This is a genomic window from Dehalobacter sp. CP (genome assembly GCF_047652685.1).
Classification (GTDB): domain Bacteria; phylum Bacillota; class Desulfitobacteriia; order Desulfitobacteriales; family Syntrophobotulaceae; genus Dehalobacter.
In genome coordinates this window covers 2,698,812-2,725,425 of record NZ_CP157399.1, presented here as the reverse complement: position 1 = coordinate 2,725,425, position 26,614 = coordinate 2,698,812, and the positions used below count along the sequence as shown (strand labels likewise).

The 26,614-nt window shown below is 43.2% G+C and carries 19 protein-coding genes; 15 read left to right on the top strand and 4 right to left on the bottom strand.

The features are described 5' to 3' along the window. Positions 1 to 20: 20 nt before the first annotated feature. Genes AAH944_RS13530 through AAH944_RS13520 form a run of 3 tightly spaced genes read left to right on the top strand, consistent with a single transcriptional unit; the run spans position 21 to position 3,164 of the window. Complete coding sequence (locus AAH944_RS13530; protein WP_415535316.1) at positions 21 to 1,586, top strand: sensor histidine kinase; 1,566 nt, start codon at positions 21 to 23, stop codon at positions 1,584 to 1,586. Beyond that, positions 1,579 to 2,772 carry an HDOD domain-containing protein gene (locus AAH944_RS13525; RefSeq protein WP_415535315.1) on the top strand — a complete coding sequence of 398 codons (1,194 nt, stop codon included), beginning with the start codon at positions 1,579 to 1,581 and terminating at the stop codon, positions 2,770 to 2,772. The genes AAH944_RS13530 and AAH944_RS13525 overlap by 8 nt, the downstream gene beginning before the upstream one ends. A 59-nt stretch (positions 2,773 to 2,831) precedes the next feature. Then, positions 2,832 to 3,164: a histidine kinase gene (locus tag AAH944_RS13520; protein ID WP_415535314.1), complete on the top strand. Its 333-nt coding sequence runs from the start codon at positions 2,832 to 2,834 to the stop codon at positions 3,162 to 3,164. Positions 3,165 to 3,170: 6 nt separating this feature from the next. On the opposite strand, the gene AAH944_RS13515 is transcribed toward AAH944_RS13520, so the two are convergent. The 3 genes from AAH944_RS13515 to AAH944_RS13505 form a co-directional block, all read right to left on the bottom strand. Then, a complete protein-coding gene (locus tag AAH944_RS13515; protein ID WP_415535313.1) occupies positions 3,171 to 5,585 on the bottom strand; it encodes an ABC transporter ATP-binding protein in 2,415 nt (804 codons plus the stop codon). Next, positions 5,582 to 7,309, bottom strand: a complete 1,728-nt coding sequence (locus AAH944_RS13510) for an ABC transporter ATP-binding protein (protein WP_415535312.1) — start codon at positions 7,307 to 7,309, stop codon at positions 5,582 to 5,584. Before AAH944_RS13510 ends, AAH944_RS13515 begins: the two co-directional genes overlap by 4 nt. Before the next feature lie 63 nt (positions 7,310 to 7,372). Then, a complete protein-coding gene (locus AAH944_RS13505; RefSeq protein WP_015044811.1) occupies positions 7,373 to 7,804 on the bottom strand; it encodes a MarR family winged helix-turn-helix transcriptional regulator in 432 nt (143 codons plus the stop codon). 309 nt (positions 7,805 to 8,113) lie between these two features. Between AAH944_RS13505 and AAH944_RS13500 the strand changes: the two genes are divergently transcribed. The 12 genes from AAH944_RS13500 (at position 8,114) to AAH944_RS13445 (ending at position 25,981) form a co-directional block, all read left to right on the top strand. After that, a complete protein-coding gene (locus AAH944_RS13500; protein ID WP_415535311.1) occupies positions 8,114 to 8,680 on the top strand; it encodes a DUF4342 domain-containing protein in 567 nt (188 codons plus the stop codon). 128 nt (positions 8,681 to 8,808) lie between these two features. Further along, on the top strand, positions 8,809 to 9,498 hold the full coding sequence (locus tag AAH944_RS13495) for a response regulator transcription factor (RefSeq protein WP_415535310.1): 690 nt from the start codon (positions 8,809 to 8,811) through the stop codon (positions 9,496 to 9,498). Then, positions 9,482 to 10,906 (top strand): sensor histidine kinase, encoded by a 1,425-nt coding sequence (locus AAH944_RS13490; RefSeq protein WP_415535309.1) that lies wholly within the window; start codon positions 9,482 to 9,484, stop codon positions 10,904 to 10,906. The genes AAH944_RS13495 and AAH944_RS13490 overlap by 17 nt, the downstream gene beginning before the upstream one ends. Positions 10,907 to 11,702: 796 nt before the next feature. Then, positions 11,703 to 12,368, top strand: a complete 666-nt coding sequence (locus AAH944_RS13485) for a 4'-phosphopantetheinyl transferase family protein (RefSeq protein WP_415535308.1) — start codon at positions 11,703 to 11,705, stop codon at positions 12,366 to 12,368. A gap of 81 nt (positions 12,369 to 12,449) precedes the next feature. Then, a complete protein-coding gene (locus AAH944_RS13480; RefSeq protein WP_415535307.1) occupies positions 12,450 to 16,763 on the top strand; it encodes an amino acid adenylation domain-containing protein in 4,314 nt (1,437 codons plus the stop codon). Positions 16,764 to 16,768: 5 nt separating this feature from the next. Then, positions 16,769 to 18,802 (top strand): ATP-binding protein, encoded by a 2,034-nt coding sequence (locus tag AAH944_RS13475; RefSeq protein ID WP_415535306.1) that lies wholly within the window; start codon positions 16,769 to 16,771, stop codon positions 18,800 to 18,802. Further along, the gene (locus AAH944_RS13470) at positions 18,786 to 20,288 is read left to right on the top strand and encodes a DUF3369 domain-containing protein (RefSeq protein ID WP_415535305.1); all 1,503 of its coding nucleotides are present in this window, start codon (positions 18,786 to 18,788) and stop codon (positions 20,286 to 20,288) included. The genes AAH944_RS13475 and AAH944_RS13470 overlap by 17 nt, the downstream gene beginning before the upstream one ends. A 164-nt stretch (positions 20,289 to 20,452) precedes the next feature. Further along, complete coding sequence (locus AAH944_RS13465; RefSeq protein WP_415535304.1) at positions 20,453 to 21,481, top strand: glycosyltransferase; 1,029 nt, start codon at positions 20,453 to 20,455, stop codon at positions 21,479 to 21,481. A gap of 394 nt (positions 21,482 to 21,875) precedes the next feature. Then, on the top strand, positions 21,876 to 22,934 hold the full coding sequence (locus AAH944_RS13460; protein WP_415535303.1) for an energy-coupling factor ABC transporter permease: 1,059 nt from the start codon (positions 21,876 to 21,878) through the stop codon (positions 22,932 to 22,934). Between the two features lie 72 nt (positions 22,935 to 23,006). Continuing rightward, the gene (gene cbiQ, locus AAH944_RS13455) at positions 23,007 to 23,816 is read left to right on the top strand and encodes a cobalt ECF transporter T component CbiQ (protein ID WP_415535302.1); all 810 of its coding nucleotides are present in this window, start codon (positions 23,007 to 23,009) and stop codon (positions 23,814 to 23,816) included. Continuing rightward, positions 23,817 to 24,587: an energy-coupling factor ABC transporter ATP-binding protein gene (locus AAH944_RS13450; RefSeq protein WP_415535301.1), complete on the top strand. Its 771-nt coding sequence runs from the start codon at positions 23,817 to 23,819 to the stop codon at positions 24,585 to 24,587. A gap of 173 nt (positions 24,588 to 24,760) precedes the next feature. Then, entirely contained in the window at positions 24,761 to 25,981 is a 1,221-nt protein-coding gene (locus AAH944_RS13445; protein ID WP_415535300.1) for a S1C family serine protease, read from the top strand. A 162-nt stretch (positions 25,982 to 26,143) separates the two neighbouring features. On the opposite strand, the gene AAH944_RS13440 is transcribed toward AAH944_RS13445, so the two are convergent. Further along, on the bottom strand, positions 26,144 to 26,476 hold the full coding sequence (locus tag AAH944_RS13440) for a cation:proton antiporter (RefSeq protein WP_415535299.1): 333 nt from the start codon (positions 26,474 to 26,476) through the stop codon (positions 26,144 to 26,146). Positions 26,477 to 26,614: the final 138 nt, after the last annotated feature.

Below are 26,614 nucleotides of genomic sequence, written 5' to 3'. Positions count from 1 at the left end.
AAAAAGTATAGGAACCGATTATGAATCAATATCTGAAAAAAAGAACAATACCTGGTGTTTTATCCGCTCTTCGTGAAACGGAAGATGATAACCTGACAAGCTATTATGAAAATACCATGGTCAGTATGTATATGTCTGTGCTGCTCTTTCTGGCAGCATTTGTCAGTTTTTTCCCCCGTTATTTTTATCTTGCCAGTGACTGGCAGACGTGTTTTGTAGACAGTTTGGTTTTGCTGGCTTTGGCTCTGGGATTTAACGTTGTTCCGAAATTGGACTTTGAGATGAGATATGCTACCTGGATGATCTCGGGGCTGACCGCCCTGACACTTCTGTTTTTAACGGTCAGAATGTATGATCTCATCGGACCGGCTTTGTACACCTTTGCGTATATGCAGCTCATACTGGCCATGATCCGGGTTACCCGGGTTATGATGGTCACAACAACGGTCGCCATACTGTTTTCGATAGGCTATGTGATTTTCCATTCCTATCATGTTCAGCTTTACCAGATGACGACATTGTCTTATGTTTTCCAGCTGATCCTGTTTATAATTCTAGTGGTCGTTATGGCGGCCGTAAATAATGTCAGTATCGGCCGTTACCGCAGGCTGGAAAAACAGCTTCAGGAAGCAATCCGCCAGAATGAAAAAATTACCGGATTATTTAAACAAAACGTTGCTTCAGATGAGGAATTGAAAACAACGATTAGCCGTTTAAAGAGAACGCAGGAACAGCTTGTCCAGCAAGAGAAGCTTGCTGCGATTGGACAGCTGGCTGCCGGGGTTGCTCATGAAATCAATAATCCGCTTGGTTATGTTTCCAGTAACTTTGAGACCTCTCGTCTTTATTTTAATCAGTATACGAATATGATCAGCGCTTATCACAGCTTTTTGGAGCAGCTACGCCCAAGTGAGAAGGATTTGCTTGCCTCGCAGATAGAAAACTTGAGAAAGCTTGAAGAAACCAACAACCTGAAATATATCTCAACAGACCTGGAAGATTTATTTTTTGATATTGAGGATGGCCTCAAACGGATCAGCGAAATTGTAACCGGACTTAAAACCTTTTCCAGAGCGGATCAAGGCAACGAGTTCGAAGATTATGATCTGAATAACGGATTGAAAAATACGCTTTTGGTGGCCAGAAATGAGATTAAGCACCATGCCAGGGTAATCGAACTGTTTGGGGAGCTTCCTTTGGTCCAGGCGAAGGGCAATCAGATCAATCAGGTGCTCTTGAACATCATCCTGAATGCAGTCTACGCCATAAAAACAAAAGAACCGAAGACACTTGGCTCTATCATGGTTAGTACAGAAGTCGCGGGTGATTTTGTGCGGTGTCAGATTGAAGACAATGGGACAGGGATCAATAAGGAAAACCTGAAAGAGATTTTCAATCCATTTTTTACGACAAAGCCTGTTGGTCAGGGTACAGGCCTTGGGCTCAGTATTGCCTACGATATTGTTGTCAATACGCACGGGGGGCAGATTTCAGTTCAAAGTACGCCGGGCGTAAGTACGAGGTTTATAATCCTGCTGCCTGTCAGACAGCAGCCGGAAGCCGAAACAGGTGAAGAAAATGAATGAAGCGATTTTGTTTGTAGATGATGAAAACGCAATTTTGCGGGCGCTGAACAGGGTTTTTTTTGGCAGCGGCTACGAAGTTCTTACTGCGGGAAGCGGTGAAGAGGCTCTGGAGATTCTTCAAAGGAAGAAAATTGATCTTCTTGTAACAGATGTCAAAATGCAGGGTATGGACGGCTTTCAACTTTTAACACAAGTCAAAGAAAAATATCCGTCTACAATCAGATTAGTTCTTAGCGGGCACGTCGATAAAAACATACTTCTGAAAATACAGCAAAGTTGTCTGGCCAAACATTATCTGTTTAAGCCATGGCAAAACAAGGATCTGCTTAGGACCATCGAACAAATTTTCGAAGTGGAAAAGATCTTGAAGAACCGAAATCTGCTGGAAGTGATCAATAAAATTGAATTTCTGCCATCGCCTCAGAATGTCTTCAATAAATTTAATTTTCTGATCGAACAGGATGCGGACATGAAGGAAATTGCCAAAACGATTGAAAGTGATCCTTCCATAACGGCAAAAGTATTACAGGTGGCAAACTCTTCCCACTTAGGAGTAAAAACAGGTTCGGTCATCCAGGCTATTAATTATTTGGGACTGACGGATGTCAAGAATATTGTTTTGAGTGCCTGTCTGCATCAGGAAACCAAAGGGGAAAAGAATGCGCGTTACCATAGAGATATCGCGAGGCTTTGGCTCCATGCCGTAACGACCAATACCATCCTGAATGTTTTTTACCAGAAGATTCATCATAAGAAAATGCCTGAATCGAGTTCAATGGCCGGATTGCTGCATGATGTCGGCAAAGTGGTTCTGCTGAATAATTTCTGGTATGAATATATGCGGACAGTTGAGAAGAACGTGGGCAACCGGGATTTATTCCACTATTATGAACAAATAGAATTTACGGATATATCTCATGGGGAGATTGGCGGTCATCTGCTGGATTGGTGGGAGCTTCCGTACTCGATCGTGGAGTCTGCACTATTTCACCACTGTCCGCTTGATGAAAGGGTCATCGACAAGGAAATGGTTGCCTTGGTGCATCTTGCCGATATCTATTCCTGGAAAAGCATCTATAAGCCGGAGTCTGTAAACGTCGATTTGCAGGTGCTTGATTTCCTGGGTATTAACAAAGATGATCCTGATCGTTTTTTGGACGAAGCCGGAATTCGCCATCCAATGTAAAAAAACAACCATTCAGGTTGTTTTTTTACATTCTGCGGCAAATTGTCCGCCAAGACGAAATGACGTGGTATGCTATTGCCAGAAGCGAGTTACAAGGAAAGGCGGGAGAAGTTCTAATGAGCTGCGTTCATGATGTCGTCATCTATTTTGAAGAGGGAAGCAAGACACAGGATTGTAAAGCTTTAGCCGTGATTTCCAGCTTGAAAAAGATCGCAAACATCATTGAGTTTTATCCGAAAGATATCGGCAGCAATCACCAGAGTGCAGAAATCATCAAGGAAGAAGGGTTAAGAATTAGGTTTTCTACGGAATGCAATCTCGAAAAAATCCAAAAATTCTTCTTTGAAACCATCTCCCTGAATGATTACGAATGGGGGACTTCAGACCACTAGGATGCGTTATCCCGCAATATCCGTGTCTTCTGAGAACTGGCTGTTATATAATTCGGCGTAGAATCCGCCTTTAGCCAGCAGTTCTTTGTGATTGCCTGTTTCAATGATACTGCCGTTATTCATGACCAGAATAAGTTCAGCATCGCGTATGGTGGAAAGCCTGTGCGCAATTACAAAATTCGTCCGGCCTTTCATCAGGTTCTTCATTGCTTTCTGGATCAATACTTCAGTCCGGGTGTCCACGCTACTGGTTGCTTCATCGAGAATCAATATTGCCGGATTGGCCAAAATAGCCCGGGCGATAGTGAGCAGCTGCTTCTGTCCCTGCGAGATATTGGTCGCTTCCTCATTCAGAATCGTATCGTAGCCATCAGGAAGTGTCCGGATAAAATGGTCGGCATGGGCTGCTTTGGCAGCCTGGACAATTTGTTCCATCGTCGCGCCTTCTTTGGAGTAGGTGATATTGTCTTTAATGCTGCCGTTAAACAGCCAAGTGTCCTGAAGAACCATCCCAAAGAGTTTACGCAGCTCGCTGCGCGGCATATCCTTAATGTCCACACCGTCAATACTGATTTTGCCCGAGTTGATCTCGTAAAAGCGCATCAGGAGGTTGACCAGAGTCGTTTTGCCGGCGCCGGTCGGTCCGACGATGGCGATGGTATCTCCCTGCCTTACTTCAAGGTTCATATCTTCAATCAGCGGGACATCTTCTGTATAACGGAAGCTGACATGGTCGATGCGGATATTTCCTTTGGGCATATCCAGAATCACAGCTTCAGGACTGTCGGGAATTTCTTCCTGTTCGTCCAGAACCTCAAAGACGCGTTCGGCGCAGGCAATAGTAGACTGGATAACGTTGGCGATATTGGCGGTTTGGATGATCGGCATCGTAAATGACCGTGAATATTGGATAAAGGCCAGGATATCACCTAATCCTAATAGATTGCGCGTGATCCAGATGCCCCCGACGATGCTGATGCCGACATAACTGAGATTACTGATAAAGTTCATCAGCGGGAACATAATCCCGGAAACGAACTGGGCTTTCCAACCTGCGCCATAAAGCCGGTTATTGATGGATTCGAATTTTTCGATGGCATCCTTTTCATGGCCAAAAGCCTTAACGATCTTATGCCCGGTGTACATCTCTTCGACATGGCTGCTGAGATCCCCCAGCTCTTTTTGCTGGACGGCAAAGTATTTCTGGGACTTCTTGGCGATCATTGTGGTGGACAGCATATACAGCGGCAATGAGGCGATAATAATCAAGGTGAGAACCGGACTGATTGTGAGCATCATGATAATATAACCTATGATTGTTATCACGGAGGTAATGATTTGGGTTAAGCTTTGCTGTAGGGTAGTGGCAATGGTGTCGATATCGTTGGTCACACGGCTTAAGATATCGCCATAAGGGTGCATATCGTAATATTTTAAGGGCAATTTTGCCAGCTTATTATCGACTACCCGGCGCAGATCCCGGACTGTACGCTGGGAAACGCCTGACATCACAAGACCCATGATCAGGCTGAACAAGGCGCTGATAAGATACATGCCGATCAGGATCAAGGCGATCATGCCGATATAATGGAAATCATATTCACCGTTCGTTTCTCTGATCGCTGTAATGGCGCCGCTGATTTGATCACCGGTAAGCGCAACATTTTGCTGAGTATTCGGCATATCCAAGCCTGTCGCGCCGGTTGCGGACATCTTTTTCCCTAAATCAATAATCTTTTGGCAAACATCCGCTTTTTCTTCAGCATTCGTCACCGAACTCAGCATCGGTAATTGCAGAAATGTTTTGATCGTATCTATGCTGTCCGCATCAATCTTTTTAACCGTCCCGTCCTGCGTATTGTTGGGACTGCTTTCTCCCATATTTGGCAGTGCATTGAGGAGATCCAACATTTTAATAACGGTATTGGCTTTTTCCTGCGGATCTTGAAGTGTATTGATTGCAGGCAGCGTGATCAGCGCTTTGACTGTATTCAAAGATTCAGGGTTGGTGGGTTTACTGGTTGCGGGGTTTGCAATCTGCTTACTGATCTGGTCGACTGTTTTCAGCTGGACATCGGCCATCTGGGTATAAATGCTGTTAACGCCCTTTTCCTGCGCCTCGGACATTTTTTGCAGCATCATTCTTGCCATATAAGCATCCTGCAGTTTGTTGATTGCTTTACTGCTTACCTTAGGAGCTGCAATTGTAAAAGATGTACTGGCGATGGCAAAGATCAATACAACAATTAAATGGACTTTATGCGGTTTTAAATACCGAATGAGCCTTGCCAGACTTCCGCGGAAATTCTTGGCTTTTTCTACGGGAGCACCAAAGTGGCTGCCCGGTCCCCCCGGTCCTCCCGGTCCTATTCGACCTTGCCGATTGCGTATCGTGTTTTGGTTTTTATTTTCTCCGCTCATGCGATTTCCTCCTCTGACAGCTGGGATGAGACAATTTCACGGTAGACTTCGCAGCTGTTCAACAGCTCCTTATGCTTCCCAATGCCTGCAATTTGACCATTGTCCAAGACAATGATTCGATCCGCGTCCATGACGGTGCCTACTCTTTGGGCGATAATAAGGACGGTTGCCTCAGCAATCTCCTGTTTCAGCGCTGCTCGCAGACGCGCATCCGTTTTAAAATCCAGGGCAGAAAAACTGTCGTCAAAAATATAGATTTCCGGCTTGCGGACCAAGGCCCGCGCAATAGCCAACCGCTGTTTCTGACCGCCGGAAACATTGGTTCCGCCTTGGGCGATGACATGGTCATACCCACCGTCCATTTTGGTGATAAATTCAGCGGCCTGGGCAACTTCTGCAGCATGCTGAATTTCTTCTTCAGTGGCCTGTTTGCTGCCAAACTGGATATTCTCGGCAATCGTTCCCGAAAAGAGGACCGCTTTTTGCGGCACAAAACCAATTTTCTGACGAAGGTTTTCCTGGGATATATCCCGGACATCCACACCGTCGATTAGGACGGAGCCGCTGTCGACATCATAAAACCTTGGTATTAGGTTGATAAGTGTTGATTTCCCTGAACCGGTGCTGCCAATAATCGCTGTGATCTCACCAGGCCGGGCGGCGAAAGATATATCCCGGATAGCGGGTTCTTCTGCGCCGTGGTAACTAAAGGTGACATCCTTGAATTCCACATAGCCTTTACCGGTGAAAGTATCCTTCAGGTCCTTGGCATCTTCAATTTCAGGTACGGTTTCCAGGACTTCATTGATTCTGACAGCTGCAGCCTGAGACCGGGGAACCATAATGAACATCATGGCCAGCATCAGCATGGACATCATGATCTGCATCGCATACTGCGTAAACGCGGAAAGGGCTCCCAGGTCCATATCGCCGATACTGATGCGGATGCCTCCAAACCAAAGGATTGCCAGTGAAGTTAAGTTCATAATCAGCATAATCGTCGGCATCATAAATGCCATGATTTTATTTACTTTAATGTAGTTTTCTGTGAGATCCACGTTGGCGGCGTCAAAACGCTTCTTTTCATGTTCGATCGTATCAAAGGCGCGGATGACCCGGACGCCGGTAAGTTTTTCCCTGAGTACCAGGTTGATCCTGTCAATTTTTACCTGAACCAATCGAAACAGCGGTATCATTTTGGAAGCAATCATCACAATGACAATTGCCAGAACCGGTATGGCGACAGCAAGAACCCAAGTAAGGGCCTTATCTTCCCGGTAAGCCAGGATGATTCCGCCGATCGCCATGATCGGGGCGCTGATCATCAGGCGCATAATCATGATGGTAACCGTCTGGACCTGGTTGATGTCATTTGTCGTCCGGGTAATGAGTGTCGCGGTACCGATTTTATCAAATTCATGTAGAGAAAAGCTTTCGATTCTCCCGAAAATCTTGCTCCGCAAAACGGTCCCTAACCCTACGGCAGCCTTGGCGGATAAAAAGCTGGCCAGGATGGAGAATACAGCGGCTGCTCCGGCGACCAGAAGCATGATTCCTCCTATATGCAAAATCCTCTGCGTATCACCATTCATGACACCGTCATTGATGATATCTGACATCAGCGTAGGCAGATACAGATCACCGAGCGTTTGAAGAAAAACGAGGATCAATACGCCGTAAACCAGATGTCTAAAAGGTTTTAAATAACGGTATAATTTCAACATAACCCAAAATCCTTTCTCACTTATAATGTTTGGAGTGTCTTTTGTTTAAGAAGATCAGGTACATCATTGCCCCAGGATCTTCTTTAAAGCAGTCAAACCCTCTAATATTTTTCTCATATCTTCAGGGGTAGCTCTGCTCAGTATTTTCTGCAAGTCTTTTTCGGCTTGGTGATGAAATTCCCGGTGAAAGTCAACATACTTTGGACTCACTTTAACATAGACAATGCGTCTGTCCTGTTCGCTTCTGGTCCGAATGACCAAATCATGCTTTTCCAGACGGTCAATAATACCTGAGATCGTGCTGTTGGAAAGATGCAGTTCGCTACTTATTTCGGATATCTTCATTTCACCGCGTTTTATCAGAGTGCTCATCACCATGCCTTGCGGCATCGTTAAACCGTTGCATTCAAAACTTTTACGCATTGTTTTCTTCAGAGATCTCCCAATTTCGGAAAAAAGTTGTACAATTTCCACTTCGCTGGGGTTATTTTGCATAGAAACAGGCCTCCTTAAACCCGTATTAAAAATACTAATATTTCTCATGCAAATGTTTCGCATAGAAATTATTATATTGATCCGGGAAAATGTTGTCAACTATATTTCGAAGACTATTTTGTCTTATTTTCACGTCCATGGGTTGGACAAATGCCGAACGAAGATCATTCCTGAGCGAAGTGCCTTGTTTATATCATAACCATAATACCGTTATGCAAAATTCTAATCAAGTTTTAATCCTGAATTAAGCATAGTCTCATTTGACGTTATTACAATAGAGCTATAGTTTAGAAATGGAGATGAAAAATGATGAGTATCAGCATGGAACAAATTGATGAGATGAGAAAAAGGACCAACTGCAGTTATCAGGAAGCCAAAGAACTATTGGAAAAGTATAATGGGGATTTGATTGATGCGATCATTGCCTTTGAAAAAATGCATGGGAATAAATCAAATTCAAATTCCAATCAGAAAACCTGTCAAAAAGAACAGAGCTTTGGTAAAAAAGTGAAAGCACTGCTTCAAAAAGGCTGCGTCACAAGATTTATTATCGAAAAGGATCAGAACATTATCCTGAATATACCGATCATTATTCTGATTGTGGCGGTGTTGATCACAATGCCGATCATAGGGCTGTATGTTGCAGCTTTTATCCTGCTGTACGTAATGGGCTACCGGATTAGGATCAGAAAGGAAAAGGGGCAGGATGTTAATATCAACGAGTTTGTCGACGGTATTGGCAGCAAAGTGAGAACCGCGGCTGATAAAATGAGGGAAAAGCCTGCTGCAGAACAAGAAAACAGTCCGCAGGATGAAGCCGGCCCCAAGAATGAAGATAAAAAAGAAGACGGCTACAATGAGATTACGATTGGTTAGTACCGATGAATGGTCAGGGTGCCAGTGGTGAGATAGGAGCTGATGAGAAATGAACCTGTGTTGTTTGCAGGTTCATTTCCGATTATAATGGAGTCGTCGTAATACTTTGATTGAGGGCGGAGGAAAGGATGAAAACCAGAATTCTGGTCATTGAAGATGAAGTGAAAATAGCCAGGTTCCTGGAGCTGGAGCTTGCCCATGAAGGTTATGAGGTAGAGCTTGCTCACGACGGAAGAGAAGGCTATGAAAAAGCAGTCTTGGGAAAAGCAGATTTGATCATTCTGGATCTGATGCTTCCCGGACTTAGCGGTATTGAAATCTGCCGGAGAGTAAGGCGTGAATCGGACATCCCGATCATTATGCTGACTGCCAAAGATGATGTTTCCGATAAAGTAATGGGACTTGACAGCGGGGCGGACGACTATATGACCAAGTCATTTGCTATTGAAGAGCTGCTGGCGAGGATCAGAGTGATCCTGAAGCGTAAAGGAAAAAAGGAAGATCAGAATAATGTGATCACGGCCGGGCCGTTGATTTTGTATAAGGATGAATATCGGGTTACCTATCAGGGGGTAGACATATCCCTCTCCAAGAAAGAATTTGAGCTTCTAAAATATTTGATGGAGAATAAAGGCATTGTATTGTCGCGCGAAAAAATTCTTGATCATGTCTGGGGATATGACTACTATGGAGACACCAATGTCACCGATGTCTATGTCAAGTACCTGCGCAATAAAATTGACCAGAAATATGATGTCGTACTGATTCACACCGTAAGAGGGGTCGGGTATCTTTTTAAATATGAAGACGAAAAATAAAGCGGATAAGGGCATATCCAAAAACATCCTCAAGGTGATCCTTTTCCCGGTTTATCTTTTTATGCTTCTTTATGCGTTTATCCAGGAAAAGATCGCTTATTCCATTCGCTTAAAGCTTTCCTTGCGGTATACAGGCATACTTTTGCGGACAGTGCTGGGAGCCGGTCTTATCGTTATCCTGGTTTATGGCGGATTTAGAATCCAGGAAACGGTTAAGCAGGACTATTTGGAGATCCAGAAGATGCTCAGCACGGACAGCAGCGGTTTTTTAGAACTGGAAACCTATTCCCGGGAGCATCAGACCCCGCTTCGTATCTATGAATCCAATCAGCAGACGCTTATGGCTACGGACCAAAATTTGAGGGAATATGGTTCTGAGTACTGGCTCGGCTTGGCCGAGGATCAAGGAAACATCTACGTATCCGTAAACAGGGATTTTGAAATAGCCGGAACTAGCGGCAGGATAATTATCTTTTCCAACATTCAGGATGAGATTACGGATATCCTGTTCATCGCCAGGATTATGCTTTTTGTCTTTGTACCGTTCTTGTTCCTGGCTCTGATTGCGATTGCCGTATCAGGAAGAGGAATTTTTGAACCCATACGCGAAATGACCCAGACGGTAAAGGTAATTTCTGAACAGAATTTAAATTTAAGACTCAATGTAAGCGGGTCAAAAAATGAACTGAAGGAACTGGCGCTTACTTTTAATGAAATGATGAACAGAATAGAGGATCAATATAATAGGCAGAAACAGTTTGTATCCGATGCTTCGCATGAGCTAAGGACACCGATTGCCGTGATACAGGGCTATGCGGTCATGCTGGACCGCTGGGGGAAAAACGATCAGGAAGTTCTTCAGGAATCAATAACGGCTATCAAAAATGAAGCCGGGAATATGCAGGAGCTGATTGACAAACTGCTGTTTCTTGCCAGGCATGACAACAGTACGCTCGCCTATCAAAAGGAAGACTTCAGCCTCACGGAAATGCTCCAGGAAGTCATCAGAGAGACCCAGATCATCGATTCCGGGCATCAAATTAACAATGAACTTAACCAGGAGATATCTATGTTTGGCGATCGAAACCTGATGAAACAGGCCTGTCGGATCTTTATGGACAATGCGATGAAATATACACCGGCTGGCGGAAAGATCACAGTTTGTCTTAGCAAAGAAGGGGAGTCCATTGCGATAAGTATTAAGGATACCGGCGCAGGTATGACAAATGAAGAGTTGAAGCACATCTTTGACCGTTTCTACCGCTCCGACCAGTCCAGAACGAAGGAGCGGGGCGGTTATGGCTTGGGACTCGCGATTGCCAAGATCATTATCCTGGGCCACAATGGTAGAATCACAGTCCGAAGCAAAGTTGGAGAAGGCTCTGAATTTATTATCCTGCTCTCCTAGCACAACGATTACGTGATTTACAATAGTACGAACCCGGGAGATATAGGGGGAGACATATGTCTTTCCTTTTTATTATGCATAAAGTAATTAATAGAAATATTGGAAAATTAAGGTTGCAATTTACTTGGCTTCTGAATAAGATATCTCGAAATCAGTTCTTAAGAAGTTAAGATACGAGGAGGGGGAAAAATATGTACGGTTCTTATGGTTATGGCCGCGGCTGCGGAATGGGTGCCGGAGTTGGCATAATCGCTATTGCAGTACTGATCCTGATTGCTCTGGGCGTTATTTTCTAAATTGAATTTTGGCATGCAGCGTTTATCAGATATTCTTTGGCCAGGAGGTGAAAAACATGGCAGTTGGAGCAGGTACTTTCGGCGGAACATTCGGCGGCGGCGGTTGCCTCTGCGGCATCGCAATCGTAGTGGTTATCATTCTCCTCTTAATTGCAATGGGGATCGTTTTCTAAATGATCTGAATAACATTTTTCTTATTCAATCTAAGATGGTCGGGTAATCAACGATTCTTCGATAGACAGAAAGACAGCATGAGCCATAAGCGCCACGCTGTCTTTCTGACCTTCTGCAGCAACTTCAAGGAAAATGTAAAAAATGCCTAATATTGTCGAAATAAATTGCTTATCACATTTTCAAATGTTAGAATATGACTCAGGGCGTCCTATTTTTTTGATTTACAGGTTTTTAGAAAGTTTACTACCTAATTATATGGCTTAAAAATTACACGTAATAGGGATTTTGTTAAAGGAATTTCCGGAAAAATAAAGAATTAATGTTCCATGATTAACCTATTTGGTTGTAATTTAGCATGTATCTGCGAAAATGAGATTAATGCCTATACGCAATTGATCTCGGGAAAAAGAAAAAGCAGTTTGGCCAGGTTGAAGTACATAGATGATGTAAAAAGATCTTTACTGGGAGAACTGCTCATTCGCAAAATCGTCAGGGAAAATTATTTTCGAGGAAATGCTGAAATTTCTTTTGGTGTAAACGATTATGGCAAGCCTTATGTTAAAGACCTGGATGCATTTCATTTCAGTGTTGCCCATTCCGGAGAATGGGTTCTTTGTGCGACAAGCAGCCAAGAAGTAGGTGTTGATCTCGAACAAATCAGACCGGTTGACCCAGAGATCGCCAGGCAGCATTTTACCGAACAAGAGAACATTTACTTAACGGGGCTTAGCCTGGACAGGAAAACAGAATATTTTTTTAAACTTTGGACGCTTAAAGAAAGCTATTTTAAAGCAAAGGGTACAGGCCTTGCGGGTAATCTTAAAGAAGCTGATTTTTCCAGCATGGCCGGAGCCAGTTTTTCTTATCCGAATGAAGGGCTGTACTTTCATATTTATCCATTTGATCCGGGTTACGCTGTGGCAGCATGCGGCTGCGAAAAAGAATTCAGCCCCAAGGTTCATGTAGTAAACATCCGATATTCAGACTTTTGAGCTTCTCTGAATACACGTACCTTGTCGATCAAGTCGACAGGGTATGGGAAAATTTGCAGATCTATGGAGGGCCGCTGTTTTATGGTCGAGTATTATCCGTTATCAATCCCGCAGAGAGGTATTTGGTATTTAGAGAAACTCCATCCAGGCACCAGCATTGGCAATATTGCTTCAACCCTGAAGATTAAAGACAGCATAGATTTCCGGCTTCTCGAAAAGGCCATCAACCTTGTAATCGAGAAAAATGAAGCGCTCAGGCTCAGGTTTAGGGAAAAGGACGGACAGGTATTCCAATATGTTGCCAAATTTGCATATACGAAAATAGATTTCTTTGATTTCAGCGAGGGCGGCCTCAAACGGCTGTATGCCTGGGATCAGGGGGAAACCAAAAAGCCATTTACCATTAACGACAGCCCACTGGTTTATTTTTCTATCATTAAAATCAGCGAAAAAGAGAATGTGATATACTGCAAAATCCACCATCTGATTTCTGATGGGTGGACTGTTGTTTATATAGGCAATAAAATTATGGAGAATTACAATATGCTGGAAGAAGGTGTTTCCTCTGAGCAGGAAAATGATCCTTCTTATTTAGAATATGTCAATAGTGAGCTTGAATATCTGCATTCTCCAAAGTATATCAAAGATAAGGAATACTGGGAAAATGTTTTTACGGATACCCCGGAGATGACCACGCTGAAAAGCAAAGCAGCCAAGATGAACCATACTGAAGCAGTCAGAAAAACGTTTAAAATTCCCAATAAATTATCCAGAAAAATTTCCCAATACTGCCTAGAAAATAAAACATCGGTTTTTACCCTTTATATTTCTGCACTTTGTATCTATATTAACAGAATCTCCAATAAAGAAGATATCGTACTTGGAGTACCTGTTCTGAACCGTGCCAATGCCCGGGAAAAGAAAACAGTTGGTATGTTTATCAGCACAATACCGCTAAGGATTAATATCGATAACGATACGAATTTCCAGGATTTCTGCCATAAGCTGACCAGAAATTGGATGGAAATTCTGCGCCATCAAAAATATCCGTATGATGAAGTTCTGAAACATGTCAGAAAATATAACAGAAGTATCGAAAAATTATATGAGATTGCCGTATCTTACCAAAATGCCAAATTTGTCAAGAACAGTGATATTACTAGCTGTGAGGGCAGATGGCACTTTTGCGGTCACCAGACAGAAGCGCTTTACATTCATATCAACGAGCGGGAAGACGACGGCAATATCATTATTGATTATGATTATCTGACGGATCTCTTCTATAGTAAGGAAATTGAATTTATTCATGAGCATGTGCTGAGGATTCTTTGGCATGCACTGGACAATTCTGTGAAAAAAATCTCCGGACTAGAGATGATTTCGGAGAAGGAAAAGCAGAGAATCCTGTATGAGTTCAATGACACCGGATTACTCTTCCCTCACAATAAAACGGTTGCCCAGTTATTCGAAGAACAAGCAGAAAAAACGCCGGCCAAGACAGCATTGATTTTTGAGGAGAGCAGTATTTCCTATTATGAGTTGAATCAAAGAGCGAACCGGCTTGCTAAAGTGCTCAGGGACAAAGGCGTTGGGCCTAACAAATTTGTAGGAATCTTTGTTCCACGTTCTCTGGAGATGATGATAGCGATCCTGGCAGTACTGAAAGCAGGCGGTGCTTATCTGCCGATTGATCCGGACTATCCTTCCCAGCGAATCGATTATATGCTCGAGGATAGCCATACTGCTATTCTGTTAACCTGTCAGAAACTCATGAAAGAGATCCGTTTCAACGGGGAAATGATCGACGTTTTTAGTAACAATGAACGACTGGCCGGATTAGCTAACCTGCCGAAAGTCAATACACCACAGGATATTGCCTATCTGATTTATACATCCGGTTCGACTGGAAAGCCCAAGGGTGTCATGGTTCAGCATTCAGCCGTCGTGAATCTGATTTCGGGAATAACGGCAAAGATTGACTTTTCTCCCGAGAAGGTCATGCTGTCGGTCACAACGATTTCGTTTGATATCTTTGTTGCGGAATCTTTACTGCCTCTCAGCAGAGGGCTTACAGTCGTAATTGCGAACGAAAAGCAGCAGATTATTCCGGAAGAACTTAATAAGGTAATATATGATCATGATATTAATATATTTCAGGCTACACCTTCGAGGATTCAGTTGCTACTGAGCAGCGATCTGGATCTTACGGGGATCAGAAATCTTACTGATATTTTAGTAACTGGGGAAGCAATGTCTGCTGCTGTATTAAACGATTTAAAAAGAGTCGTATCGTCCTCGGCAAAAATATATGATTTATATGGGCCGACCGAAACGACGATTTGGTCGACTATGGCCGATGTTACTTATGAAAGGAAGCCCCATATCGGTAAACCTATTGCTAACACGCAAGTTTACATCCTTGACCACCATATGAATTTACTGCCAATTGGAATTCCAGGGGATTTGTTTATCGGTGGAACGGGCGTCTCGAAAGGCTATTTTGGAAAAGACGATGTGACCGCTGAACGCTTTATTGCCAATCCTTTTTTTCCCGGAGAAAGACTTTATAAAACGGGGGACCTTGCCAGGTGGTACCCGGAAGGGGATATTGAATATCTGGGGAGGACTGATTATCAAATAAAAATCAGAGGATACCGAATCGAGCTTGGTGAAATTGAAGACAAACTTCTTCAACATCCTCATATCAGGGAGGCAGTTGCAGTTGTCAAAGAAAATTCAAACAATAGTAAAATAATATGTGCTTATATTATTGCAGATACAGAAATAGACAGTACTGAGCTAAAGGCCTACTTAGCACAGTATCTGCCTGACTATATGATCCCAAGTTATATTATCCCGGTTGATTTTATCCCTAAAACCCCGAATAATAAGATTGACAGAAATTCACTGCCTGAGTATGAAGAAAATGCAGCAAAACCTGTTTCGCCAAGAAACTCAATAGAAAGGACAATTGCGAAAGTCTGGTGCTCTTTGCTGGGCAGAAAATCTGTTGGTATTGATGATAATTTTTTTGATCTAGGCGGAGACTCACTTACGATTGTCCAGCTTCAAGTCCTGTTGATGAAAAAAGGGATTGATATCGGGATTCAGGATCTTTATGAATATCAGACGATCAGACAAGTATCCGAGAATATGGAGGCTCAAAAAGACAGTGCTCAAAGTGGATCGATTAGTGAAAACCCAATCAAGGAGATTAGTCTTGATTATGATGTGCAGCCTAGTCTGAAGGAGGCGCAGCACATCTTACTGACCGGAGCTACTGGTTTTTTAGGGATACATTTACTTGAACAGCTAATTAAACAAAAGGACTGTAATATCTACTGTTTGCTGAGAGGAAAAACGATTCACGAAGCGGAAGATAAACTGCGGAAACAACTGGACTTTTATTTTAACGGAAGATACAGTCAGGAGTTAGACCAACGGATTATTATTATTTCCGGTGATATTGCGCAGGATCGGTTTGGACTGGACGGCAATATTTATCAATATCTTCTGGAAAAGATCGATCTGGTCATTCATTCGGCCGCAATCGTAAAACATTATGGATTTTATGAAGACTATATGGATGTCAACATTAAAGGTACGGAAAGAGTGGCGGCCTTCTGTCTGCAGGGGAACATTCGTTTGAATTATATTTCCTCGATCACAGTCTCCGGAAACTATCTTACAAATAATATCCACGAGGGAAAGGTAGATTTTACAGAATCCGATTTGTATATCGGACAGGATTACAGCGGGAACGTATACGTAAAAAGCAAGTTTGAATCGGAACGATTTATTTATCAGAACGTCAAAAATGGTTTGAAGGCGGATGTTTATCGCATCGGCGTCTTAACCGGTCGTTACAATGACGGACAGTTTCAGAAAAACATTCAGGAGAATGGTTTCTATGAGAGGATCAAAGCAATTATTAAGCTTGGTTTTGTTCCGGAAATCTGGGCGGATGAACAATTGGAATTTACCCCGGTTGATTGTTGCAGTGAAGCGATAGCCAGGTTAATCAATTTATCTGTCGGAACACGTATTTTCCATTTGTTTAATCATAAAACGGTCAGCCTTGCCAATATAGTTGAGATGTTAAACAGCCTGGGCATTGATATTGAAGTTGTTCCGAATGATGTCTTTGTTCAGATCGTTGAAAAGAATATGAAAGAGCATAACATCAGTCCTGCTGTCAACGAGCTGCTAAAGGGAAATTTTTCTGCTTATTCTCAGACAGTCAATGTTAAATCAGAAATCACTCGGAATGCATTGGGTCAGGTGGATTTTGACTGGCCGGACATTGACCAGGCTTATATTTCACAGATTCTTCGCTATATGAGCAAGATCAATTATCTAAATAAAAATCAGATCAGAAGGAATGTTGTATGTTAAAAAAGATGAAAGAATCTTTTCAAAAGAGGATAAGTCTGCAGATAACGCTTATCTATACGCTCGTCATTCTTTGCACGGTACTCGCGTTATATTTCCTCATTCCATTTGTATTCAACTATCCGCCAGGATCCATAAATTCCAACTTTGATGTTGACGTATCGTATATATCCTATAATACCCAGTTCATTATCATTACGTTCTTAATCATTATTCCAAGCTTTATATTTTTCAAATTGTCACTTTCCAATATTGATCAGTGGGCTCCTTTAGTAGCAAATAATTCTGAGGAGTCGCGTCTGAAGCTGCAGAAAATCAGGAAAAAATGTATCAACATGCCCTATATCATTTATTTCGGGCAAATCATCGTATCGCTAATTGTCTTGTTTATCATACTATTTATAACAGGAAGCCACCCGTTAACACTGATCTATAGAATTGTTATTCTGGTGTTTTCTTTCGCAACACTGGCAGCACTTTTTTCTTTTATTTTCTCAAAAAGGATGTTTACCAATGTCCTTTTAAAAACTTCTGTCAATAATGAGCTTCAAGGAATCAATCTAAGCATTCGAAGAAAAATAGTGCTTCACGTTTTGCCAACAATTATCATCGCAATATTATTCACATCTCTAGTGGGTTATTCCAGATTGATCACCGAAAAAGGCGATCTTATCTATAGAATGTATTCAGAGGAGCTAAAAACGAATGTCACCATGGAGACTTATGATGAAAAAAAGGTAAAAGAGGCTTTAAGCCAGATTGTCATGTTGAATAAAGACCATGATTCCAGGTTTATTATTACACCGGCGGGAGAATATATTTCCCTAGATGATAAAAACGCGAGTGATTTCTTTATTAAATATGCCATTGAAGTATCAAGCAATTACGAGGGAAGAATTTATGAAGACTATACAGTCGAGTCTCAGGGAACATCCGTAAGAGTTCCAGGTCCTAACGGCGATTATATTATTGGTATTAAATATGATATTTCTTCCTATAATACAATTATTTATTTTTCTGTAAGCTTCATCCTGCTGTTCATGATTAACTTTATCGTCTTAAACTACTTTTCCAAGTCCCTCGGTGAAGACGTTTCAAGGGTGGCCAAAAACCTCTCCGACATTTCGCATGGCGTTAACGTTGACCTCGATCAGAAGTTGGCGATCACCTCCAATGACGAAATCGGAGATCTGATTATTGCCTTCAATAAAATCCAGGAAAAAGAAAAAGCGAATATTGAATCGATGAAAGAAAATCAGGCTATCATTCTGGAACAGGAGAGGCTGGCTTCGCTTGGCCAGCTGATCGGCGGAATCGCCCATAACCTCAAAACACCGATCATGTCGATTGCCGGGGGTATCGAGGCACTCAAGGATTTAACGAATGAATACAAGGAATCTATTGAAGATCAAGCTGTATCACCTGCCGATCATTATGAGATTGTGAAAGAGATGCAGGAATGGCTCGATAAGATGAAGCCATACTGTTCCTATATGACAGACATTATCAGTGCAGTTAAAGGCCAGGCAGTACAGATGAACTACGCCGGCTCAGATAAGTTCACCGTGGAAGATCTGGTTAAAAGAATTGATGTTCTGATGAAGCATGAACTAAAAAAATACCATTGCAAGATCAAGTTTGATTTCCAAATTGATTTGCAGACAGAAGTACGAGGAGAACTGAACAGCCTGGTACAAGTATTTGACAATCTGATTATCAACGCAATTCATGCCTATGAAGGGCAAACCGGAGAAATTGGTTTTAGAATTCACAGAGACGGCCATAACCTCAAATTTGAGTTAAGCGACAAGGGTAAGGGCATTCCTGAAGAAGTGCAGAAAAGACTGTTCAAGGAAATGTTTACGACCAAAGGTAAAAATGGAACAGGTCTTGGACTATACATGTCGTATTCTACAATTAAAGGACGATTCTCGGGCAATATGAAGTTTGAATCGCAGGAAGGCGTTGGCACTACATTCTATATCACGATTCCTTATCTATCCGCACACGTACAGGAGGCTAACGATGAGACGTTCAACTAATCGCGTTAATCTAGACTACAAAATCTTAATTGTTGATGACGAACCAGGAATCATTGATTCGCTGTCCGTCGTCCTGAAAAGAAGCGGCTACCAATTCGTCGGCCTGACCGATCCACTGGAGGCTATCGAAAAAGTCCGTGAAGAGAAGTACGATTTGTTGATTCTTGACTATTTAATGTATCCGATCCATGGCGACAAGGTCGTAGAGAGAATCAGAGAGTTCAACAACGAACTGTATATTCTTTTGCTGACAGGACACAAGGATCTTGCTCCGCCGCTGGAAACCATCAAAGCGTTGGAAATCCAAGGTTACTGCGAAAAAGGTGACCGCTTTGACCAGCTGCTCCTGCTCGTTGAATCCGGGATCAAATCGATTTCCCAAATGCGGACGATCAAGAAGTTCCAGGAAGGCCTGAACAAAATTCTGCAGTCTGTTCCTAAGATCTATCAGCTTCAACCGATAGATAACATTCTGGAGGATATCCTGGCTGAGATTCTGCCTTTGGTCAATAGCAAGAATGCTTTTATTCTGATCGATGATATCACCAGGATTAGTTCCGGCAATAACAGCATATTTAAAGGGATCGGGAAATATAAGAAAAAAGTGGCCGATTTCATGGAAATGCTTGATCCGGAACTGATGGAGTTTATCGGCAGCGCCAGGATCAATAAAAAGGTCGTTAAGCTTGATAAAAAAGTAATTATTCCTCTGATCAACGAATATCTTCAGGACATTGGCATCATTTTTGTAGAAGGGGACGATCTTGAGGATGGACTGAAACTGCTTGAGATCTATTCCAACCAGGCCTCCTCGTCCATCAATAATGCGTTTCTGCATTCCCTGGTGAATATTAAAAATGATGAGCTGAACAAAACGTATGACCAGCTCAGAGAAACCTACATGGATACGATTGAAGCCCTAAGAATGGTCGTCGATGCGAAGGATATTTATACCCGCGGTCATTCCGACAGAGTGGCCTATTTTGCCGTTAAGATCGGAGAGGCTTTTGATTTCTCCAAGGAGGAGCTTGAGTTGCTGCGGATCAGCGGTATTTTCCATGATGTTGGGAAAATCGGTACTTCAGATGATATTCTGTTTAAGTCCCAGAAGCTGAACGAGAAAGAGTATGAAGAGATTAAAAAACACCCCTTGAAAGGGGCGAGAATCCTATCGGCTGTATCGATGTTCAAAGAGGTGGTTCCGATTGTGAAATGCCACCATGAACGCATCGATGGCAAAGGATATCCGGAAGGACTGAAAAAAGATGAAATCCCGTTCCTGGCGAGAATCATTTCTGTTGCTGATGCTTTTGATGCGATGATTTCCGACCGTCGCTACCGCTCCAGACTGAAGTTTGAGGAAGCCAGGAATCAGCTCATTCAGGGATCCGGGACCCAATTCGATGCGGAAGTGGTTGAAAAATTCATCCGCCAGCTGTCTGATTTCGAACAAATGGCTAAGGAAGTTGCTTCAACATTTGAATAAAATCATTCGAGCATATTCAAAAAACGTACGGTGTTCACTATTATTTTACCAAATGATATTGACGTTTGAATTCATGAAACCGTAATTGAAAGTTCACGAAACGGACATAATGAATCCTTACAATAATAGATACAATCGTGCAGTTATGTAAGGAGCGGAATTCGATGACGATACTTATACCGGCCTATGAACCGGATGATCGGCTTCTCAGGCTGATAGAGGATATAAAAGAAAAGTGCGATTTTCAGATTGTGATTGTAGACGACGGTAGCGGTAAGCCTTATAGCAGGATATTTCAGGCCGCTGGCAAATTGGGATGCACGGTGTTAACACATCCGGCCAATGAAGGCAAAGGGGCTGCCCTGAAGACGGGATTTCGATATATCAAGGAAAAAGGTGAAAAAGAAGGGGTTATCTGCGCCGACAGTGACGGACAGCATTTGCCTGAAGATATCATCAGAGTTGCCCAGGTTGCCAAAGAACACCGCGAATTTATCGTTCTTGGCTCCCGAAAGTTTTGCGGCAAGGTTCCTCCGCGCAGCCGTTTCGGGAATACGGTAACCCGGGCAGTATTTTCTGTCTCTTCGGGTTCGCATTTGACGGATACGCAAACAGGCTTAAGAGGGTATTCTGCCGATATGCTCGATTGGTTAGGCAGCATCCAGGGGAAAAGATTTGAATATGAAATGAACATTCTGCTCGAAGCGAAGGCAGCGGGCTATTTGTTCTACGAAGTATGGATCAATACAGTCTATGACGAAAAAAACAGGTCTTCCCATTTTCGGACCTTTTCAGATTCAGCCAGAGTATATTACCCGATCCTTAAATTTTGCACCTCCTCTTTGATGTCCGGAGGGCTTGACTTTGCTCTGCTGCTGTTGTTTCAATTCTCTACATCAAATCTGCTGATCGCTGTAGTTGGGGCAAGAGTCTGCAGTTCTATTTTCAATTACAGTATGAACCATTACTTTGTCTTTTCCCGGAATAAAAACACGGAACATCATAAATCTGCCCCGAAATATTTTTCACTCGTTGTATTTATCATGGCCTGCAATTACGGGCTGATGTATCTCTTCCACATTCTGATCGGCATACCGTTAGTCTTTGCCAAGATTATCACCGAATTAACACTTTTCTTATTCAGTTACTGGTCTCAGCGCAACTTTGTGTTTAGTTCGGGAAAGACTCCCTGATTACGGTAAATAAAAAATAACACTGACCCACTGACGAATGTTCATAAAAAGAAAAAAGAAGGTTTGCTTTGCAGTCCGTGGCTACGCCCGGTTTTTTTGTTTTAGTGCAAGGTTTAGTACCTTAATGGCATTGGTTTGGACATAGGACCTCCTGCCGTAATTGATTGAACAGCTGGATATAGGGTATATTCTTAGTTCAACGTACAAATAGGATAAGTGATGAAGAAAATAGGCGATGTATCCCCCCTACCAGGATTGTAAAAATTGAAGAGTAATTTATAATTGATCTAAGCAAGATTGCTTTGCAAAGCAGGAATTGGGGCCTTGGTGCCTTGAATTGGTGCCTTGTTGAAAAGTCTATAAGAAATATACAGAAATATAGGGGTGTTGGGGAATGCATATGGCAGATGCTTTGATTTCGCCGGTCGTTGGTGGAACCATGTGGGTTGCTACAGCAGGGGTAGCGGCTTATTCGATAAAAAAGATTCAGAACGATATGGAGGAAAACAAGGTTCCCTTGATGGGAGTTATGGGAGCTTTTGTTTTTGCAGCCCAGATGATCAATTTTTCGATTCCAGGAACGGGTTCCAGCGGACATCTTGGAGGAGGACTGATTCTAGCTGCTATGCTTGGGCCGTATGCCGGGTTCTTGGCCATGGCATCAATACTATTGATACAGGCCTTGTTTTTTGGCGATGGCGGGCTTTTGGCCTACGGCTGCAATGTATTCAACCTGGGATTCTATACCTGCTTTATTGCTTATCCGCTGATATTCAAGTGGTTTATTAAGAAAGGGATTTCGGCTAAACGCATGATGGCCGGTTCGATGATTGCAGCGGTTGTCGGGCTTCAGCTGGGGGCCTTCAGCGTTGTCTTGGAGACGGTCTTTTCTGGAAAGACTGAGCTTCCGTTTTCAGCTTTTGTGCTTATGATGCTGCCTATTCATCTTGCGATCGGGATTGTGGAAGGGCTGGTTACCGCCGCAGTACTTACTTTTGTATGGAAAGCGAGGCCTGAACTTATTGAAAAGCAGGTATCGGGAAAAATCTCAGGCAATACTTCCATAAAACGTATCATATACGGACTTGCTATTGCAGCAGTCATTATCGGTGGAGGACTTTCTTGGTTTGCATCGTCAAATCCGGACGGCTTGGAATGGTCTATGGAAAAGACCGCCGGGACCACGGAACTGGCAGAGTCCGGCGGAATTTATGGCATATTGGCCGATATTCAAAGCAAAACAGCATTTTTGCCGGGTTACAGTTTTAAAAATGATGGCAGCGTGAGCGAAGAACAAGTCTCAGAGACAAGCGCTGAGGTTGCATGGCCATCCGTAAATGCAGGAACAACCGTATCCGGATTGGTGGGCGGCGCGATGACACTCGTATTAGCGGCCATGATAGGGCTCTTTATCCGTTCCGTGAAGAGAAGGAAGAAGAAAGTTACTGCATGAACCATCTTGAGGCGGGGAACGATATCCTTGCCTTGAATTACTCTGTTCCGGAAGTAGGATTGAAAAGCAATAATGGCTGACTTTACAAGTTCGTTGTACAACATAAGGCTTATGGATGATCTGGCCTGTAAGGACACGTTTATCCATAAGCTTCATCCGCTGATTAAGATATTGACGACGATCGTCTACTTATTCGTCGTGGTCTCATATGACAGGCACGAAATTATCGGTTTGCTGCCCATGATTTTCTATCCGGTGGTAGTTTTTTTTCTTGCAGAGCTGCCGGTCAAACAGGTGTTGGCAAGATTACTCCTGATCGAACCGTTTATTATTGCAATCGGTATTTTAAACCCGTTTTTTGATTCTCAAGTCATTACAGTGGGTGGACTTGCATTGTCCAGAGGGTGGATTACTTTCGCTTCAATCCTGCTGAAAAGTCTCTTCACGATCACGGCTGCTCTGGTTCTTATTTGTACGACAGGAATGGATAAACTTGCCGCCGGTTTGCGTATGCTGAAAGTTCCGCGGCTTTTTGTTTTGCAGCTGCTGCTGACATACAGGTATATTTCCGTATTGATCGAGGAAGTATCCAGAAGCATAAGGGCATATAAGCTTCGGGCCCCCCAGCAGAAAGGTATTCGCCCCGGTGTTTGGGGAACGCTCGTTGGTCAGCTGCTCCTGCGGACGATTGACAGGGCCGAGAGAGTGTATCAGGCAATGTGTGTACGCGGTTTTACAGGAGAATACTATACAGGAGCCGACACCAGGATAACGATAAGGGACGGAGCTTATTTTGGCGGCTGGCTGTTATTTTTCATTTTAGCAAGAATGGTTAATATCCCGTTGATGATCGGTCTATTAATATCAGGAGTGATACGCTAAATGAGCCATCATAAGTTAGAGGCCAGAACCATTAATTATGTTTATCCGGACGGCAACAAGGCGGTTAAGGATATCTCGTTTACGATTCATCATGGGGAATCGGTCGGCATTGTTGGTGCGAACGGTGCAGGAAAATCCACTCTGCTCATGCTACTGATGGGCGTTCTTTTTCCGAGCAGCGGCGAGGTGCTGGTAGGCGATATTCACGTTACCAAAAAAACACTGTCGTTAATCCGCCAAAGACTCGGAATGGTTTTCCAGGACCCGGATGACCAGCTTTTTATGTCGACGGTCTATGACGATGTGGCCTTTGGTCCCCGGAATTACCGTTATGATGAAAAGGAAGTAGAAAACAGGGTTCTTCAAGCTTTGGAAATGGTCGGCATCCTACATCTAAAAGACCGGCCGCCTTTTAAACTGTCCGGCGGCGAAAAAAGGGCAGCGGCGATTGCGTCTGTCCTTTCCATGCAGCCCGATGTTTTGATCATGGACGAGCCGACTGCATCGCTTGACCCGAGATCCCGCCGCAGAGTCATCAATCTACTGAATCGTTTTGAACATACCAAAATTATTACGAGCCACGATCTCGATATGATCCTGTACGTTAGCCAGAGAGTCATCGTGATCAAAGACGGCGAAATTGCTGCCGACGGAGAGGCTGCCGAGATATTGGCGGATGCTGAACTGCTTAACCAATGCGGGCTTGAGGTGCCGATTTCATTGCAAAGATGTCCGAAATGCGGAGAACGGTACTTTACGGGCAGGTCATAAGATGAGATGTGATGTAAGCAGAAAAAAGTAAGAACGGATTTTTGGGGACCATTTTTCACAATTCTGTAAACAAAAGTTCACAGGATTGTCATAAATAATAATTATAATAATAAATAATCTGTAACCCGATTATTTTGCATAAGTAAGTTTAATTTAAAAAGGTGGGGAATGACGTGGACTTTAACAACAATAACCATTATAAAGAATATAACGCTTATCATGACTATCCATACAATGGGGAGCGGCCGCAGACAAAGAAACCGGGGGTCATGGTTATTGCGGTTGTCGCGATCATCAGCGCCTTGTTGGGTGGGACAGCCTCTCTCACTTTAGCCCCGGTAATCTATCCGGAAATCATGAGTATCCAGAACCAGAGCGGTAGTTCGGCTAACACAAATTCACTCGTCACAACCTCGGCGGTCGCGAACACTTCGACGAGTACAGACGGTAATGGCAACACGTATCCGGTGGTAGAAATTTCGAAAACAATAGGTCCGGCTGTCGTGGGGATCGCCAATTTCCAGAGCGGCGGTAATATATTTGGCCGGTCAAGTGAACTTGCTGAAGTAGCCAGCGGATCAGGCTTTATTATTGATGCGCAGAAAGGGCTAATTGCGACCAACAATCACGTTATTGAAGGTGCCGAGAAACTGGTGGTAAGTCTTGCCGACGGGCGTAATATCACAGGTAAACTCGTGGGAGGAGATGGGCGGACAGATCTGGCCGTTGTTCAAATATCGGCCGACAATCTGACTGCAGTCAGTCTCGGAGATTCCAGCAAACTTCAAGTCGGAGAACCTGTGGTTGCGATTGGGAATCCAGGTGGAGAAGATTTTGCCCGCTCTGTGACAACGGGTGTGATTTCAGCGACGAACCGTTTTCTGGAACTGCAGGGAGAAGCAAGTTTTAATCTGATTCAGACCGATGCGGCGATCAACCCCGGAAACAGTGGAGGACCGCTGGTAGATTATCATGGAAAGGTCGTTGGCATTAATGCAGCTAAAAACCAAGACACCGGCTATGAAGGAATGGGCTTCGCGATTCCGATTACAGACGCCTGGCCGACGATCCAACAGCTGATCAAGAAAGGCTATGCTGCTCATCCAGGTATTCTGGTCTCGATCGACGAACGGTATACTGTTGAATGGGCTTCTCAGCAGGGCTGGCCTGCTGGAGCCTATATCTCAGCGGTCTCAACCGGAGGGCCTGCCTATAAAGCCGGGATTCGTGCCGGAGACGTCATTACGAAAGTCAATGGGGTTGAGATCACCAGTTCTCTTGAAATGACCCATGAATTGTTTAAATCTGAGGTCGGGAATACGGTCACCATTACCTATTATCGTCAGGGGGACACAAAAGACGTTAAGGTTACACTGGCAGAATTAAAATCCTGAGCAGTCGGCCTTAGCGATGGGGGGCGTAAAGAAACTTAAATGAAGTTTCTTTACGCCCCCTAATTTCTATATTTCTTCTTATTTCTCAAGATATTGCAGAACGGATTGGTGACAGCTGAGTTTTCTTTTATATTCATTGAGTGCGATCAATCTTGAGGTATATTAAGATAAATTGATGTTACGATCTTTTGTTAAGATGTTAAAAATAAGCGGCGATAGTGTGCAAGATATTATTGCTACTAATATTATTGTTCCATTAAGACTATCGTTAATTATTCCTAGTTTTAGGGCAATTGCGCCGGTGGCTATTATTAAACTTAGTCTTGAAGAAAGCAGCGTTGTAGCTGCCATTGATTTTTTCCATGAAAAGTTAAGTTTAAAAAAAATTGACGGCGCCATTGTAACAGCGTAAACGGCAATGACTAACAAAGGTAAAAGATAAAATGAACTGGAATTATTTATAATGTCCCGAAAGTTAAAATTTACTCCAACCATAACAAAGAAAAACGGAATAAAAATCCCTAGGCTATGGCATCCAGCTTATGGAAAATCTAACTTGTTTTGCGATCATCAACTAAGGAAAAGACTAGTCCAACTAGGAAAGCTCCGAGAATCACCTCAGTTTTTAATAAT